The organism is Agromyces sp. GXS1127 (assembly GCF_050565425.1).
GTDB lineage: Bacteria > Actinomycetota > Actinomycetes > Actinomycetales > Microbacteriaceae > Agromyces.
In genome coordinates, this window is sequence record NZ_JBOCIG010000002.1 from 345,008 (window position 1) to 371,103 (window position 26,096).

General features: G+C 71.5%; 22 protein-coding genes and 1 tRNA gene. 9 read left to right on the forward strand and 14 right to left on the reverse strand.

Annotation, left to right across the window (positions count from 1 at the left end; genetic code table 11):
• Nucleotides 1–27: 27 nt before the first annotated feature.
• Nucleotides 28–1,347 (forward strand): nicotinate phosphoribosyltransferase, encoded by a 1,320-nt coding sequence (locus ACQ393_RS04560; RefSeq protein WP_430645630.1) that lies wholly within the window; start codon nt 28–30, stop codon nt 1,345–1,347.
• Nucleotides 1,348–1,396: 49 nt separating this feature from the next.
• On the opposite strand, the gene ACQ393_RS04565 is transcribed toward ACQ393_RS04560, so the two are convergent.
• From ACQ393_RS04565 to ACQ393_RS04575, 3 genes are read right to left on the reverse strand one after another with little or no spacing between them, the layout of a single operon-like run.
• Entirely contained in the window at nt 1,397–1,684 is a 288-nt protein-coding gene (locus ACQ393_RS04565) for a DUF3039 domain-containing protein (protein ID WP_430645631.1), read from the reverse strand.
• Between the two features lie 21 nt (nt 1,685–1,705).
• The gene (locus tag ACQ393_RS04570; RefSeq protein ID WP_430645632.1) at nt 1,706–3,280 is read right to left on the reverse strand and encodes a hypothetical protein; all 1,575 of its coding nucleotides are present in this window, start codon (nt 3,278–3,280) and stop codon (nt 1,706–1,708) included.
• Complete coding sequence (locus ACQ393_RS04575) at nt 3,256–5,244, reverse strand: ATP-binding cassette domain-containing protein (RefSeq protein WP_430645633.1); 1,989 nt, start codon at nt 5,242–5,244, stop codon at nt 3,256–3,258. The genes ACQ393_RS04570 and ACQ393_RS04575 overlap by 25 nt, the downstream gene beginning before the upstream one ends.
• A 408-nt stretch (nt 5,245–5,652) precedes the next feature.
• On the opposite strand from ACQ393_RS04575, the gene ACQ393_RS04580 reads away from it, so the two are divergent.
• From ACQ393_RS04580 to ACQ393_RS04595, 4 genes are all read left to right on the forward strand, one after another.
• A complete protein-coding gene (locus tag ACQ393_RS04580) occupies nt 5,653–6,345 on the forward strand; it encodes an NTP transferase domain-containing protein (protein ID WP_430645634.1) in 693 nt (230 codons plus the stop codon).
• Between the two features lie 133 nt (nt 6,346–6,478).
• The gene (locus tag ACQ393_RS04585; protein WP_430645809.1) at nt 6,479–7,276 is read left to right on the forward strand and encodes an ABC transporter permease; all 798 of its coding nucleotides are present in this window, start codon (nt 6,479–6,481) and stop codon (nt 7,274–7,276) included.
• The gene (locus ACQ393_RS04590) at nt 7,276–8,049 is read left to right on the forward strand and encodes an ABC transporter ATP-binding protein (protein WP_430645635.1); all 774 of its coding nucleotides are present in this window, start codon (nt 7,276–7,278) and stop codon (nt 8,047–8,049) included. The genes ACQ393_RS04585 and ACQ393_RS04590 overlap by 1 nt, the downstream gene beginning before the upstream one ends.
• 73 nt (nt 8,050–8,122) lie before the next feature.
• A complete protein-coding gene (locus ACQ393_RS04595; protein ID WP_430645636.1) occupies nt 8,123–9,100 on the forward strand; it encodes a hypothetical protein in 978 nt (325 codons plus the stop codon).
• 84 nt (nt 9,101–9,184) lie between these two features.
• Here the strand turns inward: ACQ393_RS04595 and ACQ393_RS04600 are convergent, their stop codons facing one another.
• The 7 genes from ACQ393_RS04600 to ACQ393_RS04630 form a co-directional block, all read right to left on the reverse strand.
• A complete protein-coding gene (locus ACQ393_RS04600) occupies nt 9,185–9,340 on the reverse strand; it encodes a response regulator transcription factor (protein ID WP_430645637.1) in 156 nt (51 codons plus the stop codon).
• A 77-nt stretch (nt 9,341–9,417) separates the two neighbouring features.
• Entirely contained in the window at nt 9,418–10,011 is a 594-nt protein-coding gene (locus ACQ393_RS04605; RefSeq protein ID WP_430645638.1) for a hypothetical protein, read from the reverse strand.
• 49 nt (nt 10,012–10,060) lie between these two features.
• Nucleotides 10,061–11,365 (reverse strand): CDP-glycerol glycerophosphotransferase family protein, encoded by a 1,305-nt coding sequence (locus tag ACQ393_RS04610; RefSeq protein WP_430645639.1) that lies wholly within the window; start codon nt 11,363–11,365, stop codon nt 10,061–10,063.
• 40 nt (nt 11,366–11,405) lie between these two features.
• Entirely contained in the window at nt 11,406–12,251 is an 846-nt protein-coding gene (locus ACQ393_RS04615; protein WP_430645810.1) for a glycosyltransferase family 2 protein, read from the reverse strand.
• 55 nt (nt 12,252–12,306) lie between these two features.
• A complete protein-coding gene (locus ACQ393_RS04620; protein WP_430645640.1) occupies nt 12,307–13,119 on the reverse strand; it encodes a CDP-alcohol phosphatidyltransferase family protein in 813 nt (270 codons plus the stop codon).
• A 2-nt stretch (nt 13,120–13,121) separates the two neighbouring features.
• Nucleotides 13,122–14,177: a glycosyltransferase family 2 protein gene (locus ACQ393_RS04625; protein ID WP_430645811.1), complete on the reverse strand. Its 1,056-nt coding sequence runs from the start codon at nt 14,175–14,177 to the stop codon at nt 13,122–13,124.
• A gap of 143 nt (nt 14,178–14,320) precedes the next feature.
• Entirely contained in the window at nt 14,321–15,994 is a 1,674-nt protein-coding gene (locus ACQ393_RS04630; protein WP_430645641.1) for a trypsin-like peptidase domain-containing protein, read from the reverse strand.
• Nucleotides 15,995–16,147: 153 nt separating this feature from the next.
• Here ACQ393_RS04630 and ACQ393_RS04635 point away from each other — a divergent pair, with 153 nt between their 5' ends.
• Nucleotides 16,148–17,347 carry an aminotransferase class I/II-fold pyridoxal phosphate-dependent enzyme gene (locus ACQ393_RS04635; protein ID WP_430645812.1) on the forward strand — a complete coding sequence of 400 codons (1,200 nt, stop codon included), beginning with the start codon at nt 16,148–16,150 and terminating at the stop codon, nt 17,345–17,347.
• A gap of 91 nt (nt 17,348–17,438) precedes the next feature.
• Here ACQ393_RS04635 and ACQ393_RS04640 read toward each other — a convergent pair whose 3' ends face one another.
• Nucleotides 17,439–18,263 (reverse strand): carbon-nitrogen hydrolase family protein, encoded by an 825-nt coding sequence (locus ACQ393_RS04640; RefSeq protein ID WP_430645642.1) that lies wholly within the window; start codon nt 18,261–18,263, stop codon nt 17,439–17,441.
• 190 nt (nt 18,264–18,453) lie between these two features.
• Between ACQ393_RS04640 and ACQ393_RS04645 the strand changes: the two genes are divergently transcribed.
• The 3 genes from ACQ393_RS04645 (at nt 18,454) to ACQ393_RS04655 (ending at nt 21,855) form a co-directional block, all read left to right on the forward strand.
• Complete coding sequence (locus ACQ393_RS04645; RefSeq protein ID WP_430645643.1) at nt 18,454–20,598, forward strand: hypothetical protein; 2,145 nt, start codon at nt 18,454–18,456, stop codon at nt 20,596–20,598.
• A 112-nt stretch (nt 20,599–20,710) separates the two neighbouring features.
• Nucleotides 20,711–21,292 (forward strand): TetR/AcrR family transcriptional regulator, encoded by a 582-nt coding sequence (locus ACQ393_RS04650; protein ID WP_430645644.1) that lies wholly within the window; start codon nt 20,711–20,713, stop codon nt 21,290–21,292.
• 68 nt (nt 21,293–21,360) lie between these two features.
• Nucleotides 21,361–21,855, forward strand: coding sequence for an FBP domain-containing protein (locus ACQ393_RS04655; protein ID WP_430645645.1), 495 nt, complete (start codon nt 21,361–21,363; stop codon nt 21,853–21,855).
• A gap of 199 nt (nt 21,856–22,054) precedes the next feature.
• Here the strand turns inward: ACQ393_RS04655 and ACQ393_RS04660 are convergent.
• From ACQ393_RS04660 to ACQ393_RS04670, 3 genes are all read right to left on the reverse strand, one after another.
• Nucleotides 22,055–22,128: transfer RNA gene (locus ACQ393_RS04660), tRNA-Met, on the reverse strand.
• A 118-nt stretch (nt 22,129–22,246) separates the two neighbouring features.
• Nucleotides 22,247–23,116: a class I SAM-dependent methyltransferase gene (locus tag ACQ393_RS04665; protein ID WP_430645646.1), complete on the reverse strand. Its 870-nt coding sequence runs from the start codon at nt 23,114–23,116 to the stop codon at nt 22,247–22,249.
• Nucleotides 23,116–26,073: a UPF0182 family protein gene (locus tag ACQ393_RS04670; RefSeq protein ID WP_430645647.1), complete on the reverse strand. Its 2,958-nt coding sequence runs from the start codon at nt 26,071–26,073 to the stop codon at nt 23,116–23,118. The genes ACQ393_RS04665 and ACQ393_RS04670 overlap by 1 nt, the downstream gene beginning before the upstream one ends.
• Nucleotides 26,074–26,096 lie beyond the last annotated feature (23 nt).

Consider the following 26,096-nt stretch of genomic DNA (forward strand, 5'->3'; position numbering starts at 1 on the left):
CCTGACCCCGCGCACTAGGCTGGCCGGGTGACCGGGTCTGCTGCGCTGCTCACCGACCGCTACGAGCTCACGATGGTGGACGCCGCGCTGCTCGACGGCACCGCCCACCGCGAGAGCCTGTTCGAGGCGTTCGCGAGGCGCCTGCCCGACGGCCGCCGCTACGGCATCGTCGCCGGCACGGGCCGGCTGCTCGAGCTCATCGAGCGGTTCCGGTTCGAGGACGCCGAGCTCGAGTTCCTCCGCGAGCAGCGCGTCGTGCGTTCCGAGACCCTCGACTGGCTCGCCGATTACCGCTTCCACGGCGACCTCTGGGGCTATCGCGAGGGCGAGGCCTACTTCCCGGGCTCGCCGCTGATCACCATCCAGGCGCCCTTCGCCGAGGCGGTCATGCTCGAGACGCTCGTCCTCTCGGTGCTGAACTACGACTCGTCGGTCGCGAGCGCCGCCGCGCGCATGGTCTCGGTGGCGCTCGGCCGGCCGATCGCCGAGATGGGCTCGCGCCGCACCAACGAGGGCTCGGCCGTCGCCGCGGCACGCGCGGCCTACATCGCCGGTTTCGATGCCACCAGCAACCTCGAAGCCGGTCGCAGTTGGGGCATCCCGACCATGGGCACCGCGGCGCACGCCTTCACGCTGCTGCACGACAGCGAGGAGGACGCGTTCCGCGCGCAGGTCGAGGCGATGGGTCCCGGCACCACGCTTCTCATCGACACCTACGACATCCCCACCGGCGTCGAGACGGCGGTCCGCGTGGCCGGCACGGAGCTCGGGGCGGTGCGCATCGACTCGGGTGACCTGCCGACGGTCGCGGCCGCGGTGCGCGAGCAGCTCGACGGTCTGGGCGCGGTCTCCACGCGCATCACGGTGACCAGCGACCTCGACGAGCACGCGATCGCCGCGCTCGCGAGCGCGCCCGTCGACGCCTACGGCGTCGGCACCTCGGTCGTGACCGGATCGGGCTCCCCCGCCGCCGGCATGGTCTACAAGCTCGTCGCACGACGCGGCGACGACGGCGAATGGGTGAGCGTCGCGAAGGCCTCCACGAAGAAGTCCAGCGTCGGCGGTCGCAAGAACGCGGCGCGCCGCATCGACTCGACGCGCACCGCGCGCGAGGAGCTCGTGTTCATCGGCGACGGACCCGCCGGCGAGGACGAGTTCACCGCCGGCGACGAACTGCGCCCCCTCATGGTGCGGCTCATGCACGAGGGGCGAGCGGATGCCGCGTTCACGGGTCACGCGGGCGTCGAGGCCGCGCGGGCGCATCGCGCCGAGGTCATGCAGGAGCTGCCGATCGAGGCCTTCCGGCTCGGCCGCGGCGAACCGGTGATCCCGACGACGTACCGCTGAGCGTCCCCCGCGCCACCGCTCGGGTGCGCGCGCGGAGGATGCGGGGCCGTCAGCCCTTCTTCATCCGCTCGTAGATCTCCTTGCACGCGGGGCAGACCGGGAACTTCTCCGGGTCGCGCCCCGGGGTCCACTTCTTGCCGCACAGCGCACGAACCGGCTTTCCGGTCATCGCCGACTCGAGGATCTGCTCCTTCTTGACGTAGTGCGAGAACCGTTCGTGGTCGCCGGGTTCGATGTGCTCGTCCTCGAGCAGCTTCTCGAGCTCGCGGTCGAGGACCGAGGTGCCGCCACCGGGCGCGTCGGGGTCGGCGATGCTCGCGTGCACGGGTCGGATCATGCCGAGAAGTCTACGCCGCGATCAGGCGCGGACGGCCGCCGCGACGATCTCGGGACCCCGCCGCTCGAACACGCGTCCGCCGGCCAGCACGCCCACGACCAGCACGACCACGCCGAGCCCGGCGCCGGCCGCGAGCGAGGCCGCGTGCCACGACGAGTCGTCGAAGATGCCGAGCGCCGCGAACCCGATCGCGGGTGCCGCGACCAGCAGCGAGCCGAACATGGTGATCGACTGCACGAGCGCGGTCAGCGCCCCGGTGGACTGCGGCTGCTGGAACGGGCTGTCGCCCGGCTTGACGACCGGGTACGGCATCGCGGCCGACGTGATCGACCCGATGCCGAGGCCGGCGAGCAGCAGCGCGGTGCTCACGCCGAGCAGCGACGGCAGCAGGCGCCAGTCGTCGAGCACGAACACGGTCACGGCGCTGCCGAGGCCGATCACGAGGATGCCGGCGACGAGCACCGGCACGAGCCGGCCGAACCGGTCGGCGGCGCCCCGGACCCCCGAGGCGACGTGCAGCCAGATGGCGGTGTTGTCGTACGCGGTGTCGTTGTGCAGGCTCCAGCCGAGGAGCAGGCACACGAGCGGCACCGGGATCAGCCCGAGGTACATCGACGGCACGCCCGCGATGCCGAGCGGCAGCATCACCAGGATCGGGGTGATCGGCACCATCAGGAGCGACACCCAGTAGCGGGAGTCGCGGAACCAGTACGTGGTGCTGCGGGCGGCGATCGCACCGGTCGGTCCCGAGGTCGTCCGCCCGAACCAGCCGAGGCCGTGGTAGCTGCGGGGGCTCGCCTCGCGTCCGGGCGTCACGAGCATCTTGGCGACCAGTGTCCGCCAGGCGAGCCAGCCGAGCCAGACGCTCCCAGCCGCGATCAGCAGCTTCAGGACGGCGAGGCCCCACGCGCCGGCGGCGGCCTCGCCGGGCACGGCGAACGCGGCGCCGAGCGGCGTCCACGAGAGCGCGGCGGCGACTGCGGCGATCGCGGTGCGGCCCGAGGCCGCCCAGTCCACCGTCGTCAGGGCGACCGCGATCGGGGCGAGCATCACGACGAAGAGCACCCCGAGCACCGTCCCGACATCCCGCGCCCGACGCGTCTCGAGGAGCAGGCCGGCGACGCCGGCCATGAGCCGAGCCCCGAGCAGGCACGTGGCGAACCCGAGCAGCGCGCCGAGGATCGCGAACACGGTCGTCCCGAATCCCCGCGACCAGGTGACGACGGTGCCCGTGAGCACGATCGCGAGGGCGACGGCCGGAACGCCGATCACGGCCGACAGCGCGAGGCCGAGCGCGATCGTGCGGTCGGGGATGCCGAACAGGGCGAAGCGCCTCGGATCCATCGTGTCGTCGACGCCGAACACGAGCGGCACGACGAGGAACCCGACGACCGTCGCGGCGCCGCCCACCACGAGCACATCGCGCACGAGCGCGACGTCCTCGACGGAGCGCAGGCCCACGAGCGTCAGGAACAGCAGCGCCGAGATGCCGAGCCCGTAGACGATCGCCACCGACAGGCCGACGACCTGCCACGCACTCCGCTTGAAGATGTTCCCGAGCAGCCGCAGCTTCAGTCGGAGAAGCTGTGCAACCATTCCATGCCCTCCGCTGCCTTGCGTCCGCCCGCGAGCTCGACGAACCGGTCCTCGAGGGTGTCGCCGCGGCGCACCTCGTCGAGGGTGCCGGATGCCAGGACCCGCCCGCCCACGATGATCGCCGCCGAGTCGCACACCCGCTCGATGAGGTCCATGCTGTGGCTCGAGAGCAGCACGGTGCCGCCCCCGGCCACGTAGCGCTCGAGGATGTCGGTCAGGTTCGCCGCCGACACCGGGTCGACCGATTCGAACGGCTCGTCGAGGACGAGCACGCGGGGCGAGTGGATCATCGCGCAGGCGAGCGCGATCTTCTTCGTCATGCCGGCCGAGTAGTCGGCGACGAGCCGGTCGAGGGCGTCCTCGAGGCCGAACGCGTCGGCGAGGTCGGCGCTGCGCTCGAGCACCGTGCGGTGGTCGAGGCCGCGCAGCGAGCCGGCGTAGTAGAGCATCTCGGACCCGGTGAGCCGGTCGAAGAGCCGCAACCGGTCGGGGAGCACGCCGATGATGCGCTTGGCCGACCGCGTCTGCTTCCAGACGTCGATGCCGTTGACGTGCACCGAGCCGCCGTCGGGCCGCAGGAGCCCGGTGATCATCGAGAGCGTCGTGGTCTTCCCCGCGCCGTTCGGGCCGACGATGCCGAAGAACGAGCCCGCGCGGATGCCGAGGCTGATCGCGTCGACCGCGGTGGTGTCGCCGAAGCGCTTGACGAGCCCGTCGATCGAGAGCACCGTCGGGGCGTCGGCCGGGGGCGCGTCACGGGCGACGCGGATCGTGCGCTTCTTCCTGGGCGCCGGCTTCGCCGTGGCGGCGGCAGCGGTGACGCCGAGCGGGATCACCGCCACGCCGCGCTCGCCCGGCTGGTCGCCGTCGGCCTCGGCCTGCGGCTCCGGCCGGGACTCGACGAGCGGCTCCGCTGCCGCGAGCGGTTCGGGCTCGACGACCGGCTCAGTCTCGACCACCGGCTCAGTCTCGACGACCGGCTCAGTCTCGACGACCGGCTCCGGCTCGACGACCGTCGCGGTCCCGGGCTCGTCGACGACGGCGTCGGCACTCGGCCCGGCCTCCGGCTCGGGCTCGCGCTCGCGCTCGCGCTCGCGCTCGCGCTCGACGACGGTCACGGTGTCCGGCTCGTCGGCGACGCCGTCCGCTCCGGCCTCCGGAGCGGCCTCCTCGGCGGGGGGCTCGGCCGCCGCCTCCTCCGTCGCCGACGCATCGTCCGGTCCACCGGGATGCCACGTCCGCGTGACCTCCGCCGCGGCGACGTCCGCCGCCTCCACGACCTCGTTCGGGGACTCGGACGCGGGCGCGGCCTCGGGGACCTCTGTCACCGGCTCGCTGCCGATCGGTTCGACCGGGCCGGTCGCCCGCCGTGACCGGGGCTCGGCCTCGGTCGTGTCGGTCGTGACCGACGCGGCCACCCGCTGGCGGGCGGATGCCGCGGCCGTGCGGGCTTCGGCGGCGCGCGTGCGCGCCGCCGCGGCGGACGCCGCCCGAGCCGACTTCGCCGACCGGCCGCGCTCCGCGGAGGTGCTCGCGGTCTCGGCGCGCGCGTCTGCGGCGCGCTTCGACGCCGGCGCGGGCGTGGGCGCATCCGTCGGTGCGGCGGTCGCCTCGGACGGCTCCGCCGCACCCGACGACGCGGACGCGCCCTTCGTCGACGCCGTGCGAGCCGAGGCGCGCTTCGCCGCGGCCGCCGAGGCGGGCCGCTTCGCGCTGCCAGAGGATGCGGCCGGCCGTCGGGCCGAGGAGCTCCGCTTCGCCGGAGCCTTCGCGGGCTCGGCGGCGGTCGTCTCGACCGCCTCGTCGGCAGCCGTGCTCGCCCGAGCGGCGGAGGCGCGCTTCGCCGCCGTCGAACGCGTCGCCGCGGACTTGTCGGTCGTCCTCGACGACTTCGCGGCGGCCGACCTGGACGCCGACGCCTTCGCGGCACTCGTACGTGCGGCCGCGGACTCGGCCGCCGTCACCCGGCCCGTTCGCTTCGCGGCGGCGCGACCCGATGCGCCACGCCCCTCGTCGGACGCGACGGATTCCCCCCGACGAGCGGACACCCCCGTGCCCGTGCCTTCGGGAGTCTCGTCGTCAGGACCTGATCGCGAAACGGAAGTCACCACGACAACCTACCAACCACCCGGCCCGCAGCCGCGGACCTGTCACAGCGAATTCACGTGGAGCGCACGGCGTGCGGATCGTGCGAGCCGCCTGCGCATATCACGATCACGCTACGGCTTCGGCGCAACCCCGGGCGGCGGGATGGGCCGTCCGGTATCCTGTGAGTCGGCATAACGGCGTGTCCAGAAGAGAACTTGCGGATGAACCCCCGGTGAACTCGAACCGAATCGAGGCGCCGGCATCCGATCGACGAAGGAGATGCAGTGACCACGCAGATCGTGATCCTCGCAGCCGGCATGGGGAGCCGGCTCGGGCGTTCCCTCCCCAAGCCGCTCACCGAGCTCAGCGACGGCCGCACGATCATGCGCCAGCAGTTCGACAACATCGAGCACGCGTTCGGCCGCAACGCCGCCGTGACGATCGTGGTCGGCTACAAGCTCGAGCACATCATCGAGGCGTTCCCGCAGGCGTCCTTCGTCTACAACGAGGAGTACGACCAGACGAACACCTCGAAGTCGCTCATGCGCGCCCTGCAGGCGTCGCAGGCGGGCGGCGTGCTCTGGATGAACGGCGACGTGGTCTTCGACCCGGCGATCCTCGACCGCGCGCTCGCGTTCATCGCGCGCGACCAGTCGTTCGTCACCGTCAACACCGCGAAGGTGTCCGACGAAGAGGTGAAGTACACGACCACCGCCGAGGGCTACATCAAGGAGCTCTCGAAGACCGTCAAGGGCGGCCTCGGCGAGGCGGTCGGCATCAACTACATCTCGAGCCGCGACAAGGCCACCTTCCTCGCGCACCTCCAGCGCGTCGGCGACCAGGACTACTTCGAGCGCGGCCTCGAGCTCGCGATCGAGAAGAACGGCCTGCTCGTCGAGCCCATGGACGTCTCCGACCTGTACGCGGTCGAGATCGACTTCGCCGAGGACCTGGAGCGCGCGAACCACTTCGTGTGACCTGCGCGCCACACAGCGTGGGAAGCGGATGCCGGTCGCGGCATCCGCTTCTCGCATCTCCGGGAGATCGCAGCGCCGGCGCCGATCCGGCCGGTACGGAGGCCCGCCACCGTCCATCTACGATGAGAGCGTGATGAGCTACGCCGACTCGCATCCGTTCACGCGGACGCCATGGGACGGCTACCGGCATTCGCTGTGGCTGCTCACGACGCGCGACCTCAAGGTCCGCTACTCGACCTCTGCGCTCGGCTACGTCTGGTCGGTGCTCGATCCGCTGGTGATGGCGGGCATCTACTGGTTCGTCTTCACGCAGGTGTTCGACCGCTCGGTCGGCCAGCAGCCCTACATCGTCTTCCTGCTCGCGGCCCTGCTGCCGTGGATGTGGTTCAACGGCGCGGTCGGCGACTCCACCCGCGCGTTCCTGAAGGACGCGAAGCTCGTCCGGTCGACGATGATCCCGCGCACGATCTGGGTGAACCGGATCGTCCTGTCGAAGGGCATCGAGTTCCTGCTCGCGCTGCCCGTGCTCGCATTCTTCGCGATCGTGTTCGGCGCGACCGTCTCGTGGGAGCTCGTGCTGTTCCCGCTCGGCATCGTCCTGCAGGGCGTGCTCACCGCCGCGGTGAGCCTCATCGTCGCGCCGCTCGTCGTGTTCTTCCGCGACCTGGAGCGTGCGGTCAAGCTCGTCCTCCGGTTCCTGTTCTACGCGTCACCGATCATCTACGGCACGAGCGACCTGCCGGAGGGCTTCCAGTTCTGGGCGGCGTTCAATCCCCTGAGCGGCGTGTTCAGCCTCTACCGCGCGGGTTTCTTCCCCGACCAGCTCAACTGGTTCGACGTCGGCGTGTCCGCGGCGATGTCGCTCGCGCTGCTCGCCATCGGGCTCTGGGTCTTCCGGTCGTCCGAGCGCCAGGTGCTGAAGGAGATCTGATGGCCGTGGCCCCGTCTGCTCCGTCGCCGTCCACCGACGAGTTCGCGATCCGCGTTCACGGGCTCGGTGTCCGGTTCCGGCGCAACCGCCGCGCCCGGCGCTCCTTCAAGGACCTCTTCGCCGGCCGCTCGCGGCGCACCCGTCCCGGCGAGTTCTGGGCCTTGCGCGACGTGGACGTCGACGTCCGCCCGGGCGAGGCGATCGGCGTCGTCGGCCGCAACGGGCAGGGCAAGTCGACGCTGCTGAAGCTCGTGGCCGGCGTCCTCATCCCCGACGAGGGCGGCGTCCGCATCACGGGCGGCGTGGCGCCGCTCATCGAGATCACGGGCGGGTTCGTCGACGACCTCACCGTGCGCGACAACGTCTACCTCACGGCCGGCCTGCACGGCATGAACCGAGCCCAGATCGACGCGAAGTTCGACGAGATCATCGACTTCGCCGAGATCGGCGACTTCCTCGACACCCCGTACAAGCACCTCTCGAGCGGCATGAAGGTGCGCATCGCCTTCGCGGTGATCTCGCAGCTCGAGGAGCCGATCCTGCTCGTCGACGAGGTGCTCGCCGTCGGCGACAAGGGGTTCCGCGAGAAGTGCTACCGGCGCATCGAGGAGCTCCTCGCGGGTGGGCGCACGCTGTTCTTCGTCTCCCACAACGAGCGCGACCTTCGCCGGTTCTGCACGCGCGGCCTCTACCTCGACAAGGGCGCGCTCGTGCTCGACGCCTCGATCGACGAGGTCCTCGACCGGTACAACGCCGACTACGGCACCCGCTGACGCATCGTCAAGCCCCTGCCCCGCGAGGCGGGTCCCGGAGACGTTCCCATCCGCGCCGCCTAGGATCGACGCCATGTCCGAACGCGTGCACCGGATCACGACGATGGGCCGCGGTGCGCCCGAGGAGGGCGCGCCGACCGGTCCCGACGCATCGGCCGGCCGGGGTGCGGGAGGCGGCGCGACGCCGTCCGACCCCGCCGACCGTGCCGTCGGCCTCGAGCGCGGCCTCGACCGGCTGCTGTCGATCCAGCGCCCCGTCGTGCTCGCGCACCTGCGTGCCATCCGCCGCAATCACCCGACGGCGACGCCTGACGAGCTCGTGCGGGTGCTCGAGCGCCGCTACCTCACCGCGGTCACCACGGGCGGTGCCGCCGTCGGCGCGACGGCGGTGGTGCCGGGCATCTCCACCGGCATCACGCTCGCGCTGTCGGGCGTGGAGACGGCGGGCTTCCTCGAGGCGACGGCGCTCTTCGCGCAGTCGGTCGCCGAGGTGCACGGCCTGCACGTGGAGAACCCCGATCGCGCCCGCGCCCTCGTGATGACGCTCATGATGGGTCGCGAGGGCGCCGACCTGGTGCGGCAGTTCGCCGCGCAGGCGACCGGCACGGGCGTGCCGCGGAACGCCTACTTCGGCGAGATCATCACGAGCACGCTCCCCCGCGCGGTCATGGGCTCCGTCGTCGATCGCCTCAGGCACGTCTTCGTCAAGCAGTTCGCCGTGCGCGGCGGCGCAGGCATCATCGGGCGCGCCATCCCGTTCGGGATCGGGGCCGCCATCGGCGGCATCGGCAATCACGTACTCGGCCGCCGGGTGCTGCAGCAGTCGCGCCTCGCGTTCGGCCCGGCGCCGTTCGCGCTCCCGGTCGAAATCGAACCGCGCGGCGACGAGACGGCGATCACGTCGGCCGGTCGACGCCTCGCCCGGGCGGCGTCGACCGCGGGTCGTGTCGCACGTCGGCCGTTCGGCAGGCTCACGGCGGCGCGGTCGAAGGACGAGCAGTCGGGTGCCGCGGGCGACGCCGCCGCCGTCGACGGTATGCCTCGCACCTGACGGGTGGGACTCGCGGCGGAATGTGGGCCGACTTCGGGTCGGTCGGTGCGCATCGAGGAGTGCTGATCGTCGACGCCGGCGAACTCAGATCCACCCCTGCATCCAGGCCTTCTCCGCCGCCTCGTGTCGGGACGCCGCGTCGAGCTTCGTCATCGCCGACGACAAGTAGTTGCGCACCGTCCCGGGCGCGAGGTGCAGCCGCTCGGCGATCTGCTGCACGCTCATCGTCGACTCGATCATCCTGTGGGGGGTGGTGTTCGGCGTGCTGTCGAGCCTCGGGATGTCGTTCGCGACGCGCTGAGCGCGGTGCGAGCCGCCTAGTCGATCGGCTCGTACCCGAGCAGCTCGCGCAACTGGCTGGTCTCGGCGTCGAGCACGTCCTCGGGCTTGCCCGCGTCGCGCCGCACCCGGAAGCGCCCGCTCAACGGGATCAGCCGATCCGCGACGTCGTGGTCGGGGTCTCGCTCGATCACCCGCAGCGTGATCACGAACCACCGTTCGGCGAGGGCGAGTTCGTCGGCGAGCTCGAACGCCTCGGCGACGTCGAGGTGCCGCCACCACTCCCCGTTCCCGGAGCCGCGCAGTGCATCGGCCGCCTCGACGGCCGCATCGCGCCGGCCGAGCGCGAGCAGGATCGAGACGAGCGTGCCGGTCGTCTCGTCGGGTTCGGCGTCGGATGCCTCCCCGGCGCGCCGCACCATCGCGAGCGCCCGGTCGAGCTCTCCGGCCATCTCGAGGTGCTCGGCGGCGACATGGAGCAGGTGGGCACGGCGGACCCCGGCGTCCAGCTCGAACGCCGCGGCATCCGTGGCCCATCGCTCGAGCAGGTCGGCGCGCGCGACGTGCCCGCCGTTCTCCACGACACGGAGCTCCAGGTCGTCGAGGTCGGTCTCGGTGATCAGCTGCGCCATGGCCCGAGCCTACGCACCGCGCCGGGCGATCGCACCGGTCGGTGTCGGGTCAGTCGACCTCGAGCTCGTCGGACTGCTCGGCGGCCTCGCCCTCGGCGTCGTGGTCGTCGACCTCCGGATCGGTCGCGTGCAGCGCCGCGAAGCGCTCCCACTCCTCCATGAGATGGTCGACCGCGTCGTGGAAGCGCCGCGTGGTCACGCCCGGCGTCGTGTCGCCGAAGTACCGCTCGACCCAGTAGCCGAGGCGTTCGAGCGCCTGTTCGTCGTGGGCGACCTCGTCGACGCGTGCGAGCATGGCCGGGCCGTCGGACGGGTCGAGCCACTCGCACGCCGCCAGGTACCCGCCCGTGTCGACCTGCGCATCCGGGTTGGCCGGGCGGGTCACGAGGAGCGGCTTGCCCGCCGCCAGGCGGTCGTACACCATCGCCGAGATGTCGACGATCGCGACATCGGCGGCGGCGAGTTGCCACCCGAGGTCGTTGCCCTCGTCGACGACGTGGTGCGCGGTCGGGTCGGCGGCGTTCGCCTGGCCGAGCATCCGCTTGATCTCCTGGTTGGCGCTGCCGTAGTCGTGGTCGACCACGCCCGAGCGCGGGTGAGGACGGTAGATCACGCGGTGACGCCCGGACGCGATGAGCTCACGGACGAGCGCGACGCCGTGCGTCGCGATCGAACCGTAGGCCGCGGCCCCGCGGTCGCCCTCCCACGTCGGCGCGTAGAGCACGACCTCGCGGTCGTCCTCGGGGTACGGCAGGGCGCGGCCGTCGAGGTAGTGGTCGGCCTGCGGACGCCCGATCGGGATGGCGCGCTTGTCGAAGTCGTAGTCCCAGAGCACCTTCTCGAGGCGGGCCCGCGCGGCATCCCCCGCGATCAGCGCGTAGTCGTAGGCCTTGAACTGGTTCGTGGTCATGTACATCTTGTCGGACTCGCCGTGGTTGATGAACACGTGCCAACGGCGCCCGTATCGCATCATCTGGAAGTTCTTGGCGTTCTGGTTGACGTAGAAGACCACGTGCAGGTCCTGCTCGTGGATGACGCGCTCGAGGTCGGCCACGCGGCGCACGTAGGCGACCGGCAGCGGGGACTCGTCGAGCAGTGCGAGCGCGGCGCCGGAGGCGCGGCTGAGGACGAGCACCGGATGCCGCTCCGCGAGCCGGGCGAGCGGCCGGTACCACTGCCGCAGCTGGTAGAGGTTGACCTTGCCGTCGGCGAAGTAGACGGCCACGCGGAACCGGTGCGGCTCGAACGGCCCCTGCTGCGCGAGCTTCTCGACCAGTCGCGCCTGCGCCCGGCGCGACCGGACGACGTTCTGCACGAGCTTCACGGCGCGGCGCGCGTCTCTCCTCAAACCCACCGTCCAAGGGTAGCCGTCGGCGTGCGCCGGCACGTCCGGGTCAGACGACCGGCGGGCGCCCCGCGAGCGTCATCCGCCACACCGTGCGCCAGCGCATGGGCCGACGCTCCCCCGCGTCCTCGCGCCATCCGGCACGCCAGCCCGCGAACCACGCGCGGAGCGCGTCGGGCCGGCGGAACCACCGGAGCAGTTGGATCGCGGTCCACGAGCCGACGTAGCAGGGCACGAGGATCACCGGCAGGTTGCGGCGGGCGAGCCAGATGCGGTTCCGCGCGTTGAGCCGGTAGTAGTACTCGTGCCGTGCCGGATCGATCACGGGGTGCGCGGCCTCGAGGTCGCCCGCATACCAGGCGCGGTACCCGGCGTCCCACACCCGCCAGGCCAGCTCGATGCCCTCGTGGGCGTAGAAGAACGGGTCGGCCCAACCGCCGGATGTCTCGAACGCGCGTCTCGGCATGAGCACCGCGCCCTCCCAGCACGAGAACACGTCGCTCGAGTGCGCGGGGTCGCCCTTGCGGATGCGCGGGATCCAGCGTCGCGGCGATTCGAGTCCCGTCGGGTCGACGACGCGCGGTTGGACGAGCCCGAGGTCGGGCCGTGACGCGAGCAGGCGGCATCCGTCGGCCAGGAAGGTCGGGCTCGGCAGGTAGGCGTCGTCGTCGAGGAAGAACAGGACGTCTCCGGCGACCTCGGGAACGCCGCGGTTGCGACCCGCGGGGATGCCGAGGTTCTCGGGCAGGTGGAGCGTGCGCACCTCGCTCGGCAGGGGCGGGTCGGCGGTCGCCGGGTCCCAGCCGTTCCCGACGCACACGACGTCGACGTCGACGCCCTGCTGGTCGAGGACGCTCCGGATGCCGCGGGCGAGCTCGACCGGGCGCCGCCCCATGGTGAGCACCACGACCCCGACCCGGGGCCTGGTGGCCGGGACGGCGTCGCGGGCGTCAGGAACGGACACGACGGGAGGCCATGATCGCGACGAAGTGGCCGACGAGGGCGAGCGCGGCGAGCGGCAGGAGCGCTGCGACCACGATGCGGTCGACCAGGGGCTGGCCGGCGAACAGCCCCACGACGGCCGCGGCGAACGCGATGAGGGTCAGCTCGACCGAGTGGTAGAGGCGGTGGAACGGCACGAACCGCGCCGCCTTGCGGAGCTTCGCGACGAGCCCGGCGCGCGGTGCCGTCTCGCCGTGCGTGTCGGCGAGCTTCGGCAGCCCGGCGTTCGCGCGGGCGACGTGCACCATGTCGTTCAGCGCCTTGTTGAGCACGATGACGAGCGCGAGCAGGGCCGCGATCGTGGTCCACAGGAAGTCGGCCGGGAATTCGAGCGGGTAGGCGGCGGCCCGGATGCCGAGCGCGAGCGGAATGAGCGCCTCGGTCGAGTAGTGGCCGACCTTGTCGAGGAACACGCCAGCGGGGCTCGACGTGCGGCGCCAGCGGGCGACCTCGCCGTCGCAGCAGTCGACGAGCATCTGCAGCTGGCCGAGGACGACGGCGAGCAGGGCGCCCCAGATGCCGGGAATGAGCAGCGCCGCCGCCGTCGACCAGCCCACGAGGATCATGAGGCCCGTCACCCCGTTCGCGGAGATCCGCGTGTGCAGCAGCAGCCAGGTGAGGTACGGCGACAGGTTCCGCAGGTAGAGCGAGGCGGTCCAGTGCTCCGCGTTCCGGCGGCCGCGGACCTCGGGCGGCTGCGTCACCGCGCGCTGCTCGGCGAGGCTCGATGGGATCCGCCGCTCCGGCATGGGCTCCGACATGCTCACCTTCCCGTGTGCTTCGCGATGTTGCTCGTGAGCGAGAGGTAGCCGAGCACGAATCCGGTCCCCCACGCGACGTGGATGCAGGGCAGCACGAGCAGGAACCAGGCTGCGGTCGCCGCGCCGCGACCCCGCGCGTACGCGATCGTCGCGGCCACGACGAACAGCAGGTACACGAGCGGGACGGCGAAGCCGAGCAGCAGCCACGGGGCCTGGCCCGTGGCGGCCTGGACGATGCCGATCACGCCGAGCACGAGGCCGACCACCACGCCCACGACCATCGCCGGCGGCACGAAGTAGCGGATGCCGTTGGCCGCCGGGAACCGTCGCGCGAGCTCGCCGCGCCAGAGCCCGGTGGAGAGCATCTGCCGCGCCAGCCGCTCCATGCTGGACCGCGGCCGGTAGGTGACGGCGAGCTCCGGCGTGAACCAGACCGTGCCGCCAGTCTGCCGGAGACGCCGGTTCAGCTCCCAGTCCTGGCCGCGCTTGATCGTCTCGTCGAAGAGGCCCACGCGCTCGAGCGCGCTCTTGCGGAACACGCCGAGGTACACGGTCTCGGCGGGTCCCTCGTGGCCGCCGACGTGGAACGCCGAACCGCCGAGGCCGACGGGGGTCGTGTACGCGAGCGCGACCGCGCGCTCGAACGGGGTCTCGCCGCGTGCGTCCATGATGCCGCCGACGTTGTCGGCGCCGGTCCGCACGAGCGTCTCGACCGCGAGGCGCGTGTAGTCGACCGGCAGCATCGAGTGCGAGTCGACCCGCACCACGACCGGATGCACCGCGGCGCGGATGCCGAGGTTCAGGCCGGCCGGCGTGGAGCCCGCCTCGTTCTCGAGCACGCGCACGCGCGCGTCGCGGGACGCGAGGTCCTCGACGAGCTCGTTCGTGCCGTCGATCGAGGGGCCGAGCGCGATGAGCACCTCGACGGGACCGTCGTACTCCTGCGCGAGGATCGACCCGACCGCCGCGCGCACGTGCGACGCATCGTTCAACACGGGCATGACATACGAGACGCCGATCGGCGGCGACAGATCCGCCGGATGGTGCTGGTCGGGCATGGTCCTCACTCGGGCACAGGGTCGATCGAGCCTAGCAGCAGGGATCGCCGCGATCCGCGGCGCGGCGCGGATGTCCGGGGCACGACGACGGGGGCCGGACCATCGGTCCGGCCCCCGTCGCGGTGAGGGTGCGATGCGGCGCGTCAGCCCTCGTAGGTGCCGAGCGTCACCGTCACGGTGTTCGACTCGCCGTCGCGCGTGTAGGTCAGTTCGGCCTCCGCGCCGCCCGCGAGGGCGCGCACCTGCGCGGTCAGGTCGGTCTGGTCGGTGATCGGGATGCCGTTCAGCGCCGTCACGACGTCGCCGGACTGCAGCCCGGCCGCCTCGGCGGCACCGCCGGAGCTCACCTCCGAGATGAGCGCGCCGACCGTGGAGCTCTCGCCGCTCGCCTGCGCCGAGGTGACCGTCGCGCCCAGGAGGCCGTGCGTCGCCGAGCCGTTCTCGATGATCTCGCTCGCGATGCGCTCGGCGAGGTTCGAGGGCACCGCGAAGCCGACGCCGATGTTGCCGGCCTCGGTCGAATTGCCGCCGGCCGAGAGGATCGCGACGTTCACGCCGATGAGCTTGCCCTCGCCGTCGAGCAGCGCACCGCCCGAGTTGCCGGGGTTGATCGCGGCATCCGTCTGGATCACCGGGATCGAGATCAGGCCGCCGCCGCTCGAGGAGCCCGAGCCGCCCTCCTGGCCGTCGAAGTTCCAGAAGTCGAACGGGCTGTCGCCCGATTCGCCCTGGTCCTCGCCGCCGTCGGGCGTCGTCTCGGGCGCCGCCGACGACTCCACGTCGATGCTGCGGTTCAGCGCGCTGACGATGCCGTTCGTGACGGTGCCGGAGAGACCGAGCGGTGCGCCGATCGCGATCGCCGTGTCGCCGACGTTGAGCTCGCCCGAGTCGGCGAACTCGATCGGCGTGAGGCCGGAGGCATCCGCCAGCTTGATCACGGCGAGGTCGCTCAGCGGATCGGTGCCGATCAGCTCGGCCGAGTAGAGCGTGCCGTCCTCGGCCTTGACCTGGATCGTCGGGTCGCCGGTGGCGCCGTCGAGCGTCACGACGTGCGTGTTGGTGAGGACGTAGCCGTCCTCCGACAGGATGATGCCGGAGCCCGTGCCGCCGGACTGGCCGCCGGACACCTCGATCGTCACGACGCTCGGGCCCGCCGCCGCGGCGACCGCCGCGACCTGGTTCACGGAGCCGTCGTCCTCGACGACGATCCGCTGTGTCCCGTTCGAGGTCTGCTCGATCGCGGTGTCGCCGTCGTTCGACACGAGCGCGGTGATGCCCGCACCCGACGCACCGCCGATGAGGGCGGCGGCGACGATCGCCGCGGCCACGCCGAGCCCGACGCGCCGCTGCTTGGCGGGAGCGGGCTCCTGCGCTGCGGTCGGCGCACCGCCGAACGCGGGCGGGACCGTGCCCGAGCCGCCGGCGTGCGGGGAGCCCTGCGTCGCGGCCGCGGCGACGGCCGGCCCGGTGAGGGGGGTGGTCGGCTGGGTCTGGCCGGCGGTGGGCGCGGCGGCCGACTCGTGGCGGTACTGGCCCGCGACGTACGGCTGCGGGGCCTGGCCCGGCGTGTAGACGGTGCCGGTGGGTCGCGGGGCCGGCGCGGCGGGAGCGGTCGGGGCCGGAGCGACCGGGGCGGGAGCTCCCGGCTCGGCCGCAGCGGCCGGCGCGGGAACGCCCGGCTCGGCCGGGGCGGAGGCCGCCTCGGCGCGCGGGGTCTCGACCTGGGCGGGGGCCTCAGCGGCATCGGCCCCGTCGGCCGACGGCGCGGGCCGGTTCTCGGGGGTCTCGTCGATCCCGCCGGTGTTGGTCTCGGTCATCTTCGCTCCTTCCAGCGGATGCCAGCATCCCGCTCCAAGCTGTGCGGCGAATCGGGGGTTCCTATGTCGGGGCTATGTCGCCACCGTGAACCGTCCGGGCGCCGGACACAGCGTAGCCGCCGGACCGTGGCATACGGTGTGAGCGTGGATGCCATGCCCTCACGACCGCTCGCACCGTGGCAGCGGACCGCCGCCGGTGCGGGTCTCCTCGCCGCTGACGGCGGCGTCGCGCCCACCGTGTTCGCCGAGATGAGCGCGCTCGCCGTCTCGACCGGGGCGATCAACCTCGGCCAGGGCTTCCCCGACGAGGACGGTCCGCGCGAGGTGCTCGACGCCGCCCGCGAGGCGATCGCCACGGGCGTGAACCAGTACCCGCCCGGGCCGGGCATGCCCGTCCTCCGCGAGTCGATCGCGCGGCACCAGCACCGCTGGTACGGCCTGACGGTCGATCCCGCCCGCGAGGTGCTCGTCACCGCCGGTGCCACCGAGGCGCTCGCCGCGACGCTGCTCGCCTTCGTCGACGACGGCGAGGAGGTCGTGACGTTCGAGCCGTCGTACGACGCGTACGGCGCCGTGATCGCCCGAGCCGGCGGCATCCATCGCACCGTGCCCCTGCGCTTCCCCGACTGGCGGCCCGACCACGACGAGCTCCGCGCGGCCGTGACCGATCGCACGCGGGTGATCCTGGTCAACTCGCCGCACAATCCGACCGGCGCCCTCATCGACGAGCCGACGCTCGACCTCGTCGTCGAGCTCGCGCACCGGCACGACGCGCTCATCGTCACCGACGAGGTCTACGAGCACCTCGTGTTCGAGGGGCGGCACGTGCCGATCGCGACCCGCCCGGGAGCGTGGGACCGCACGGTCTCGATCTCGTCGGGCGGCAAGACGTTCAACACGACCGGCTGGAAGATCGGCTGGGTCACGGGCCCGGCCGAGCTCGTGACCGCGGTGCTCGCCGTCAAGCAGTACCTGACCTTCGTCAACGGCGCCCCCTTCCAGCCCGCCATCGCGACCGGGCTCGACCTGCCCGACCGGTTCTTCACGGATGCCGCGGCCGAGCTCGCGGCACGCCGCGACCTGCTCGTGGCCGGGCTCACGGGCGCGGGCTTCACCGCCTCGGTGCCGGCATCGGGCTACTTCGTCGTGGCGGATGCCGCTCCGCTCGGCGCGCACGACGGCGATGAGTTCTGCCGCGAGCTCCCCCACCGCGCCGGGGTCGTTGGCGTGCCGGTGACCGCCTTCGTGCACCCTGATCGGCGGGGCGACGTGAACAGCCTCGTGCGATTCGCGTTCTGCAAGCGCCGCGACGTGCTCGAGGCGGCGGTCGAGCGGCTCGCCGCGATGGGCTGATCCCGAGGTCTCGACGGCTCGGCGCGCGGCGCGACCCGACGGGTTCAGCGCGGCGCGGCGATCGGCTCCGGGGGAAGGGCGCGACCGCCGCTCAGACCTCGCGCACGACGACCGAGAACCGGCGCAGCGCGAGCGCGGGATTGCGCGTGCGCACCGCGGCGATGCGCTCCGCCGAGAGCCACGCCACCGCGACATCCGTCTGCTCGCCGATCGTCGCGACCTCGACGCCCATGGGGTCGACGACCATGCTGTTGCCGGCGCCGACGGGCGGCGCGTGGTCGGCGGCGAGCACGTAGGCGGTGTTCTCGATGGCGCGCGCGGTCGTGAGGGTGCGCCAGTGGGCCTCCTTGAGCGGCCCGCGCACCCACTCGGCCGGCATGCAGACCACGTCGGCGCCCGCGTCGACGATGCGCCGCGAGACCTCGGGGAAGCGCACGTCGTAGCAGGTCTGCAGTCCGAAGCGGAAGTCGCCGACGACGAAGGTCTCCGGGTCGCCGATCTCGCCCGGCGCGACCCACTCGCTCTCGCGCTGCCCGAACGCGTCGTACAGGTGGAGCTTGCGGTACCGGGCGACCACGCCCTGCCCCGGCGCGACCGCGACCACGGTGTTCGCGACGCGATCGCGCTCGTCGGGCAGCCGCTCGATCATCCCGGCGACGAGGTGCACGTCGAGACGATCGGCGGTCGCGCGCAGCGCGGTCGTGAATGCGCCGTCGACCGGCTGCGCGGCATCCACCCACGCCCGCCCCGGCTCGGGCGTGAAGAAGCTCGAGTACTCGGGGAACACGACGAGGCGCGCGCCGCGAGCCGCCGCGACGCCCGCGAGCCGTTCGATCTCGGCGAGGTTGGCACCGGGGTCGTCGCCGGGCGCGAACTGCGCCACTGCGACGGCGAGCGGCGCGGCATCCGTCTGCATGCAGCCAGCCTAGGGGGCGTAGTGAAGCCCATCGACGGCCCGAAGGCAAGATCTACCATCGCGCCGACGCACCTGCTGGACTGGTGAGGTTCACGCGCGCGACCGGAACCGGCCGCCGCACGATCGGGTCCCTACGCCGACGGACCAAGCCGGCTCACCGGCACCGGGGCCATGACAGATGGGATACCCAGTGCGCAGAGCACCACGTCGCTCCATCGGCGCGTTCGCCGTCGGAGCCCTCGCCGCGAGCTTCCTCGCGGCGACCGCAGCGCCGGCCTCAGCCGACGACCACGAGAACCTGCCCGGCGAACCGACGATCACGCTGCCGATCAACGACAGCGCCGCCGGTGGAACCTACGATCAGGACTTCACGCGCGTGTACGCCGGCGTGACGCCCGACGGCACCCCCGTGTACATCTACGTGCCGGAGGGCACGCCGCTCGACGGGACCGCGCCCGAGGGCGTCGAGAGCCTCGACCCGGCGTTCGACCACAACCCCGGCGACGAGTTCGAGCCGTGCGTCGACTCGAGCGTCGAGGACTACACGCTCACGCAGGCCCAGATCGACTACATGGGAGACCAGCTCGCGAACCAGATCGTCGCCGTCGATGAGGAGCACTTCGGCCCCATGGACGCGGCCGACCCCTCCGAGCCGGCGAGCGACTCGCTCGTCATGGTCGTCTACAACGTGCAGGACGAGCAGTACTACGACTGCGACGTCACGAGCTACACGGCCGGGTACTTCGCACCCGACTTCATCGACTCGTCCGGCATGAACGCGATCGTCATCGACGCATACGACTGGGCGAACCGGGTCGGTCCGGATGACTCGGAGTGGCGCGACGACGACCCCGCCAACGATCAGGCGACCCTGTACGAGGGCGTGATCGCGCACGAGCTCGAGCACCTGCTGCACAACTACAGCGACCCCGGCGAGCTCAGCTGGGTCGACGAGGGCCTCGCCGACTTCGCGGTGTTCCTCAACGGCTACGACGTCGGCGGCTCGCACCTGACCTACCACCAGGTGTTCTACGCCGAGACGTCGCTCACGCGCTGGGCCGGCGGCCTCGAGAACTACGGTGCCGCGTACACCTACTTCCAGTACCTGTGGGAGCAGGCCGGCGGCAACGGCGACGGCACCTACGAGCCCGACCTCGAGTACGACGGCGCGGGCGGCGACCTGCTGATCAAGCTGATCTTCGAGAACCAGGGCGACGGCATGGCCGGCGTGCAGGCGGCCATCGACCAGTTCAACGCCGAGACCGGCAGCGACCTGCGCACGGCGAAGGAGCTCTACGAGGACTGGGCCGTGGCCGTGTACCTCGACGACGAGGACTCGGAGCGCTTCGACATCAAGGCCGTCGACTTCGGCGACCCGGCGTCGACGAGCTGGACCATCGACATCGCCGACGACCAGTTCTGGGACGGCCGCGGCTCGAACCAGGGTGCGCAGCCGGCGGCCAAGTGGGACCGGCGGAAGAACGGCCAGGCCGACACGGCGCTGCCGTACGGCATCCAGATCGAGCGGTTCCGCAACCCGGGCCCGACGGTCGACGTCTCGCTCGACGGTGAGGACACCACGCAGATCGCGCCGCACACGGGCGACACGCACTGGTACGGCGGCTACGAGAGCCAGGCCGACAACGTCCTCGACGTCGACGTGACGGATGGCGCGGCCTCGACCCTCGACTTCTGGAGCTGGAGCTTCATCGAGGAGGGCTGGGACTACGGCTTCGTCGAGGCGCTCGTCGGCGGCGAGTGGGTCACGGTGCCCCTGACGGATGACTCGGGCGCGGTCGTCACGACCGACGAGGACCCGCACGGCAACAACGAGGAGGGCAACGGCCTCACGGGCACGTCGGGCGGCGAGTACTTCGTGGACGAGCCCGTCTACGTGCACCTGTCGGCCGAGCTGCCCGACGGCACGACCGACGTGCGGTTCCGCTACTCGACCGACGCCGCCTACCTCGACACCGGATGGTTCGTGGACGACGTGATGGTCGACGGCGAGGCCGTGTCGCTGTCGTCGGCCGAGGGCGAGTGGATCGAGACGACCGGGCTCCAGGACAACAACTGGACGCTCCAGGTCATCGCGAGCTGCGACCTCACGCCCGGCGAGGAATCCGACTACGAGATCGTCGACGGGGCGGGCAACCACGTGTACCGGCTCGAGGGCGACGACATCACGATGGCGGGCCTCGACACCTCGTGCGCGAAGGGCAAGAACCGCGACTTCGCCACCCTCGTGTCGAACCTGCCGACCGGTGACCTCGACACGCTCGACGCGGGGTACGAGCTCACGGTGACGAACGCGGGCAACTCGAAGAAGAAGTAGTTCCCGCGGAACGACGGGAAGGCCTCGGTCCGGTGGACCGGGGCCTTCTCCGTTGGCCCCCGACGCATCCTATGCAGATTAGGCTTTGAGCTAAAGGTGTTAGGCTGGGCGGATGACCCGGCAGACGTTGACCCGCGAGCGAGTCGTCCGCCGCGCCGCCGAACTCGCCGATGCGGGGGGAATGTCCTCGGCCACCCTGTCGGCGGTGGCACGATCCTTCGGCGTGCGAACCCCGAGCCTGTACGGCCACGTGCGCGATCTCGCCGCCCTGCGCGACGGCATCACCGTTCTCGCGCTGCACGACCTGGGCGAGCAGGTCGGCGAGGCGATCGCGGGCCGCTCGGGCCGCGACGCCCTCATCGGCTTCGGCGACGCGCACCGCGCGTTCGCACGGCGGCATCCGGGCCTCTGGGAGTCGCTGCAGGGCCGAGCGAGCGAGACGGTGGTTCGCGACCCTTCCGCCGCGCGCATCGTGCGCCACGCCGAGGCCGTGCTGCACGGCTACGGCATCGCCGAGACCGATCGAGTGCACATGATCCGCCTGATCGGCGGGGCGCTGAACGGATTCCTGAACCTCGAACGCCGCGGCGACTTCGACCACAGCGAGCCGCCCGCCGAGCAGTCGTGGCCCGTGCTGCTCGACTCGCTCGATCTCATGCTGTCGCGCTGGAACGAGCGCGACCGCGACGCCTGACGGCACTCATGCCGGCCACCCTGTCGTCCGATGTGCTCCGGCCGCAGAACACCACCGAAGGAACCTCCATGCGCCCACTCCTCGAACCTCTGATCAGGAGCTCGTTCGTGAACGCCTCCAAGCGGGAACGCGCCGCAGTGCGCCTGCCCGCCGACTTCGCGACACTCGACTGGGATGCGCTCGACTACCTCGGCTGGCGCGACCTCAAGACGCCGAACGTCGGCTACGTCGTCACCTGGATCGACGACGACCCCGTGGGGCTCCGCCTCCAGCGCGCCGACGCCCGGCCGCGCTCCCGCGCGCAGTGCTCCTGGTGCGCCGACGTCCGACTGCCGAACGACGTCGTGCTCTACACGACGAAGCGCGCGGGCGCCGCCGGGCGGCGCGGCGACACGCTCGGCACGCTCATCTGCGAGGACTTCCAGTGCTCGAGGAACGTGCGCAGGCTCGCGCCGAGCGCCTACGTCGGCTTCGACCGCGAGGCGGCACGGCAGACCCGCATCGTCATGTTGCAGGAGCACGTCGACCGTTTCGCGCGCGACGCGAGCGGCGAGCGCGACTGAAGGGCCGACGCGCTCAGCGGGTCCCGAGGACGACGTCGACCGGGGCGAGAGTTCCGTCGAGGCGGTCCGAGGTCCCTCCCATGATGCGGGGTCGGTCCTCCCGAAGATCAGAAGGTGGATGCTCCGAATGCGCCGCGGATATGCGAAAAGCCCCGGTCCGAGTGGACCGGAGCCTTCCGTCGTTCTGATGAACGCAGCGTTGCGGGGGCAGGATTTGAACCTACGACCTCTGGGTTATGAGCCCAGCGAGCTACCGAACTGCTCCACCCCGCGGCACAAGAGATAACACTAGCACGGGTTCCGAGGGCGGTCGAATCGGGGCCGCATCCCGGGCGGGTCGGGTCTCGATACGGCGCTGCGCGCCTACTCGACCACCGGGAGCGCTGCGCGCCTACTCGACCGCCGGCGCGGGCGGCCGCGAGGCGACGAGTTCGTAGCCGAGCGGCAGCCACTGCCGGTCGGGCCAGCCGAACATGCCGTCGCCCTTCGGCACCGTGATGGGGAACATCCGCCACGGCAGCTCGTAGTGCTCGTCGAAGTGGTCGACCGTGAGCCCGGCCGCGCGCAGCGCGCCCACGACCTCGGCGAGCGGATGCATCCACTCCCACGTTCGCGCGTTCACGAGGCGCGCCTCGGGGTCGGCGTAGTCGCTCGGGTCGTCGATGATGTCGGGTCCGGTGCTGACGTACGGGTACGCGAACGCCGGCAGGCCGTGGGGCCCGGCGTCGCCCTCGAAGACGTACGCCGCCGGGTGGCCGTCGGCGAAGAACAGCCGACCCCCGGGCTTCAGGAACCAGGCGATGATGCGCGCCCACTCCGCGACATCCGGAAGCCAGCCGATCGTGCCCCACGTCGTGAAGACCAGGTCGAACGACTCGGGCTCGGGCAGGCGGTGCCTCGCGTCGTAGACGTTCGCCTCGACGAACCGCGCGCGGTCGGCGACGCCGAGCTCACCCGCCATCCGCCGGGCCTCCTCGACGGCGGGCCGCGAGAAGTCGAGGCCGATCGCGGTGGCGCCGAGGTTCACGAGCGAGAGCGTGTCGGAGCCGAAGTGGCACTGCAGGTGCAGCACGCGCACGCCGTCGAGACCGTCGGGGTGCAGGCGGTCGATCCCCGCCTGCGCGATCGGGTCGAGCACGCTGCCCCCCGCCCGCAGGCGCGTCCGGTCGTAGAACGGCGACGCGACGTGCAGGGCCACCCGCTCGTCCCAGTTCGCGCGGTTCTCGTCGAGCCACTCGCCCGAACCGAGGTCGACGGACATCAGCCGTTCGAGGGCTCGTCGGTCGACGGCGCCTCGGTCGACGGGGTCTCCGTCGAGCTCGCGCCGTCGTCCGCGAGGACCACGAGCTCCGAGATGATCTCGGCGAGCTCGGCGTCGGCGGCGCCGTACGCCGCCCAATCGCCGTCGGCCAGCGCCTGCTGCTTGTCCTCGATCGCCTGCCGAGCGCGGTTCAAGAGGGACTGCAACTCGGTGTCCTGGGTCGTCGGCGGCGCGTCGCCCTCGCCCCCGCCCTCGGTCTCGCCGCCGTCGGGCGTGGTCGGTTCGACCTCCTCGTCGCCGGCCGCCGCACCCGAGTCGCCGCCGAACAGCACGTTCAGCGCCTCGTCGAGCGTGTCCTGGAACGCGATCTCGTCGCCGAAGGCGACCAGCACCTTCTGCAGCAGCGGGTAGCTCGTCTCACCGGTCGACTGCACGTAGACCGGCTGCACGTAGAGCAGGCCGCCGCCGACGGGCACCGTCAGCAGGTTGCCGTTGATCACGTCGGACTGGCCCTGCTTCAGCAGGTTGAGCGACTGCGACACGGTCGGGTCGGAGTTGAACGTGTTCTGCACCTGACCGGGACCGGGCACGTTGTCGTCCTCCGGCAGCGCGAGCAATCGCAGCTTGCCGTACCCCTCGGCCCGTTCGCCCTCGGTCGAGCCCGCATCCGAATCCACCGCGAGGTAGCCGCGGAGCACGTTCCGGCTCGCGCTGCCGCGGGCCTCGGGGATGAACGTCGAGTAGATCGAGTACGACGGGGCGTCCTGGCCGGGCATCTGCATCGTCAGGTAGTAGGGCGGCTGCAGGTACGCCGTCGCCGCGCTCTGCGTCGGGTCGAGCGGCGTCGTCCAGGCGTCCTCGCGCGAGTAGAACGTCACCGGGTCGGTCACGTGATAGCGGCCGAGCACGGCGCGCTGCATCTTGAACAGGTCGGCCGGGTAGCGGACGTGGCTCATGAGCTCGCCCGACATCTCGCTCAGCGGCTCGATCGCGTTCGGGAAGACCTTCTGCCACGTCTCGAGGATCGGGTCCTCGGTGTCCCACGCGTAGAGCGTGACCGTGCCGTCGTACGCGTCGACCGTCGCCTTCACCGAGTTGCGGATGTAGTTGACCTCGTCGAACGCGAGCGGCTGCTGCACGGCCTCGCTGTCGGAGATCGCCTCGCTGTAGCTGACCTTGTTGGAGTACGGGTACTGGTCGGAGAGCGTGTAGCCGTCCACGATCCAGACGAGCCGGTCGTCGACGACCGACGGGTAGGTGTCGCTGTCGAGCGTCAGGTAGGGAGCCACCTTCTGCACGCGCTCGATGGGGGTCCGGTCGTAGAGGATCTGCGACTCGTTCGTCACCTGGTCGGAGAGGAAGATCTGCTCCGACTGGAACTTCAGCGCGTAGACCAGCTTCGTGAACACGTTATCGAGCACCGGACCGCCGTCGCCGGTGAACGTCGTCTGCTGCGGCTCGCCTTCGCCGCCCGCCGGGTAGTCCAGCTCGATGGGATCGTCGCCCTCGGGCGCGCCGACGATCGAGTAGTCGGGCGAGTTCTCGCCGAAGTACACGCGCGGCTCGAACTCGGGCAGCGTGCCGCTCGACGGGATGCCCGACTCGAGGAACACCGGCTGCCCGTCGCTCGAGCGCTGGTTGCCGGCGGCAGCGACGAGGCCGTAGCCGTGCGTGTACACGAGGTGCGAGTTGAACCACGTCTGCGCGTCGTTCAGGCCCTCGAGGTTGAGGTCGCGGATCGCGACGACGGTGTCCTGCGACTCGCCGTCGATCTCGTATCGATCGACGTCGAGCGTCTCGGGGAACTGGTAGTACTGGCGGAACTGCTCGAGCTGCCGGAACGCCGGGCTGATGACCGCCGGGTCCATGAGGCGGATGCTCGCGGTCGTCGCCGCGTCGGAGCGCAGCGCGCCTGGCTCGGCATCCGTCTCGGCCTCGTAGGGGATCTCCTCGATGTCGGCGACGCCGAACGCCTCGCGCGTCTCATCGATGTTCTTCTTGATGTACGGCGCCTCGAGGGCACGGGCGCTGGGGTCGACCTGGAACCGCTGGACCACCCACGGGTACAGCGAGCCGATGAGCAGGCTCGAGACGATGAGCAGCACGGCGCCGACCAGCGGCAGCCGCCACCGGCCGAGGATCGCGGTGATGAAGAACAGGACGGCGACGACCGCGGCGATGACGGAGAGGATCTGCCGGCCGGGGATGGTCGCGAACACGTCGGTGTACGACGCACCCGTGATGAGCGAGCCCTGCTCGGTGACCGTGGCGAACTGGTCGAGCCAGATGCTGACGGCCTGCAGCAGCAGGTAGAGGCCCGCCGTGATCGCGATCTGGATGCGCGCGGCCTTCGAGATGACGACCTCGCGGCCGTTCACCCGGATGGCGCCGTAGAGGTAGTTCGTCGCGATGACGAGCAGGCCCGAGAGCAGCACGACCGCCGAGGCGAACCCGACGATCGAGCGGTAGAACGGCAGCTCGAAGACGTAGAACCCGATGTCGAGGTGGAACTGCGGGTCGGTCGCGTCGAACGGGGTGCGGTTCAGCCAGGCGAGCACCGAGTCCCACCGGCTGGCGGTCGAGACGCCGGCGAAGATGCCGAGCACGGCCGGGATGCCGTACATCGCGAGGCGTCGGAGGGGCTCGAAGATCTCCTGGTAACGATCCAGTTGCGAATTGAGCTTCGCGTACACGGGGCGGGTGCGATACGCGATCTGGATCGACAGCCACACCGGCACGGCCATCGCGAGGAACCCGATGAAGAAGAGCACGATCCGCGAGATCCACTCGGTGGTCAGCACCTCGAGGAATCCGAGCTGGCGATACCAGAGGATGTCCGCGTAGATTCCGGCGAACACGAAGAACGCGACGACGAGGGCCCCGACGATGCCGATCGTGATCGCGATCGGCGCGCGGCGGCGCGTCGTCCTCGGTTCCTGCGACTGTGCTGTGGACACTTCTCGGCCTCATTCGGGGTCGG

Excerpts from the sequence above, each read along its gene's own strand:
- ACQ393_RS04565 (WP_430645631.1), bottom strand. The coding sequence starts at position 1,684 with ATGATCCGACCCGTGCACGCGAGCATCGCCGACCCCGACGCGCCCGGT.
- ACQ393_RS04570 (WP_430645632.1), bottom strand. The coding sequence starts at position 3,280 with ATGGTTGCACAGCTTCTCCGACTGAAGCTGCGGCTGCTCGGGAACATC.
- ACQ393_RS04585 (WP_430645809.1), top strand. The coding sequence starts at position 6,479 with ATGAGCTACGCCGACTCGCATCCGTTCACGCGGACGCCATGGGACGGC.
- ACQ393_RS04590 (WP_430645635.1), top strand. The coding sequence starts at position 7,276 with ATGGCCGTGGCCCCGTCTGCTCCGTCGCCGTCCACCGACGAGTTCGCG.
- ACQ393_RS04595 (WP_430645636.1), top strand. The coding sequence starts at position 8,123 with ATGTCCGAACGCGTGCACCGGATCACGACGATGGGCCGCGGTGCGCCC.
- ACQ393_RS04600 (WP_430645637.1), bottom strand. The coding sequence starts at position 9,340 with ATGATCGAGTCGACGATGAGCGTGCAGCAGATCGCCGAGCGGCTGCAC.
- ACQ393_RS04605 (WP_430645638.1), bottom strand. The coding sequence starts at position 10,011 with ATGGCGCAGCTGATCACCGAGACCGACCTCGACGACCTGGAGCTCCGT.
- ACQ393_RS04615 (WP_430645810.1), bottom strand. The coding sequence starts at position 12,251 with ATGGGGCGGCGCCCGGTCGAGCTCGCCCGCGGCATCCGGAGCGTCCTC.
- ACQ393_RS04620 (WP_430645640.1), bottom strand. The coding sequence starts at position 13,119 with ATGTCGGAGCCCATGCCGGAGCGGCGGATCCCATCGAGCCTCGCCGAG.
- ACQ393_RS04625 (WP_430645811.1), bottom strand. The coding sequence starts at position 14,177 with ATGCCCGACCAGCACCATCCGGCGGATCTGTCGCCGCCGATCGGCGTC.
- ACQ393_RS04630 (WP_430645641.1), bottom strand. The coding sequence starts at position 15,994 with ATGACCGAGACCAACACCGGCGGGATCGACGAGACCCCCGAGAACCGG.
- ACQ393_RS04635 (WP_430645812.1), top strand. The coding sequence starts at position 16,148 with ATGCCCTCACGACCGCTCGCACCGTGGCAGCGGACCGCCGCCGGTGCG.
- ACQ393_RS04640 (WP_430645642.1), bottom strand. The coding sequence starts at position 18,263 with ATGCAGACGGATGCCGCGCCGCTCGCCGTCGCAGTGGCGCAGTTCGCG.
- ACQ393_RS04650 (WP_430645644.1), top strand. The coding sequence starts at position 20,711 with ATGACCCGGCAGACGTTGACCCGCGAGCGAGTCGTCCGCCGCGCCGCC.
- ACQ393_RS04655 (WP_430645645.1), top strand. The coding sequence starts at position 21,361 with ATGCGCCCACTCCTCGAACCTCTGATCAGGAGCTCGTTCGTGAACGCC.
- ACQ393_RS04665 (WP_430645646.1), bottom strand. The coding sequence starts at position 23,116 with ATGTCCGTCGACCTCGGTTCGGGCGAGTGGCTCGACGAGAACCGCGCG.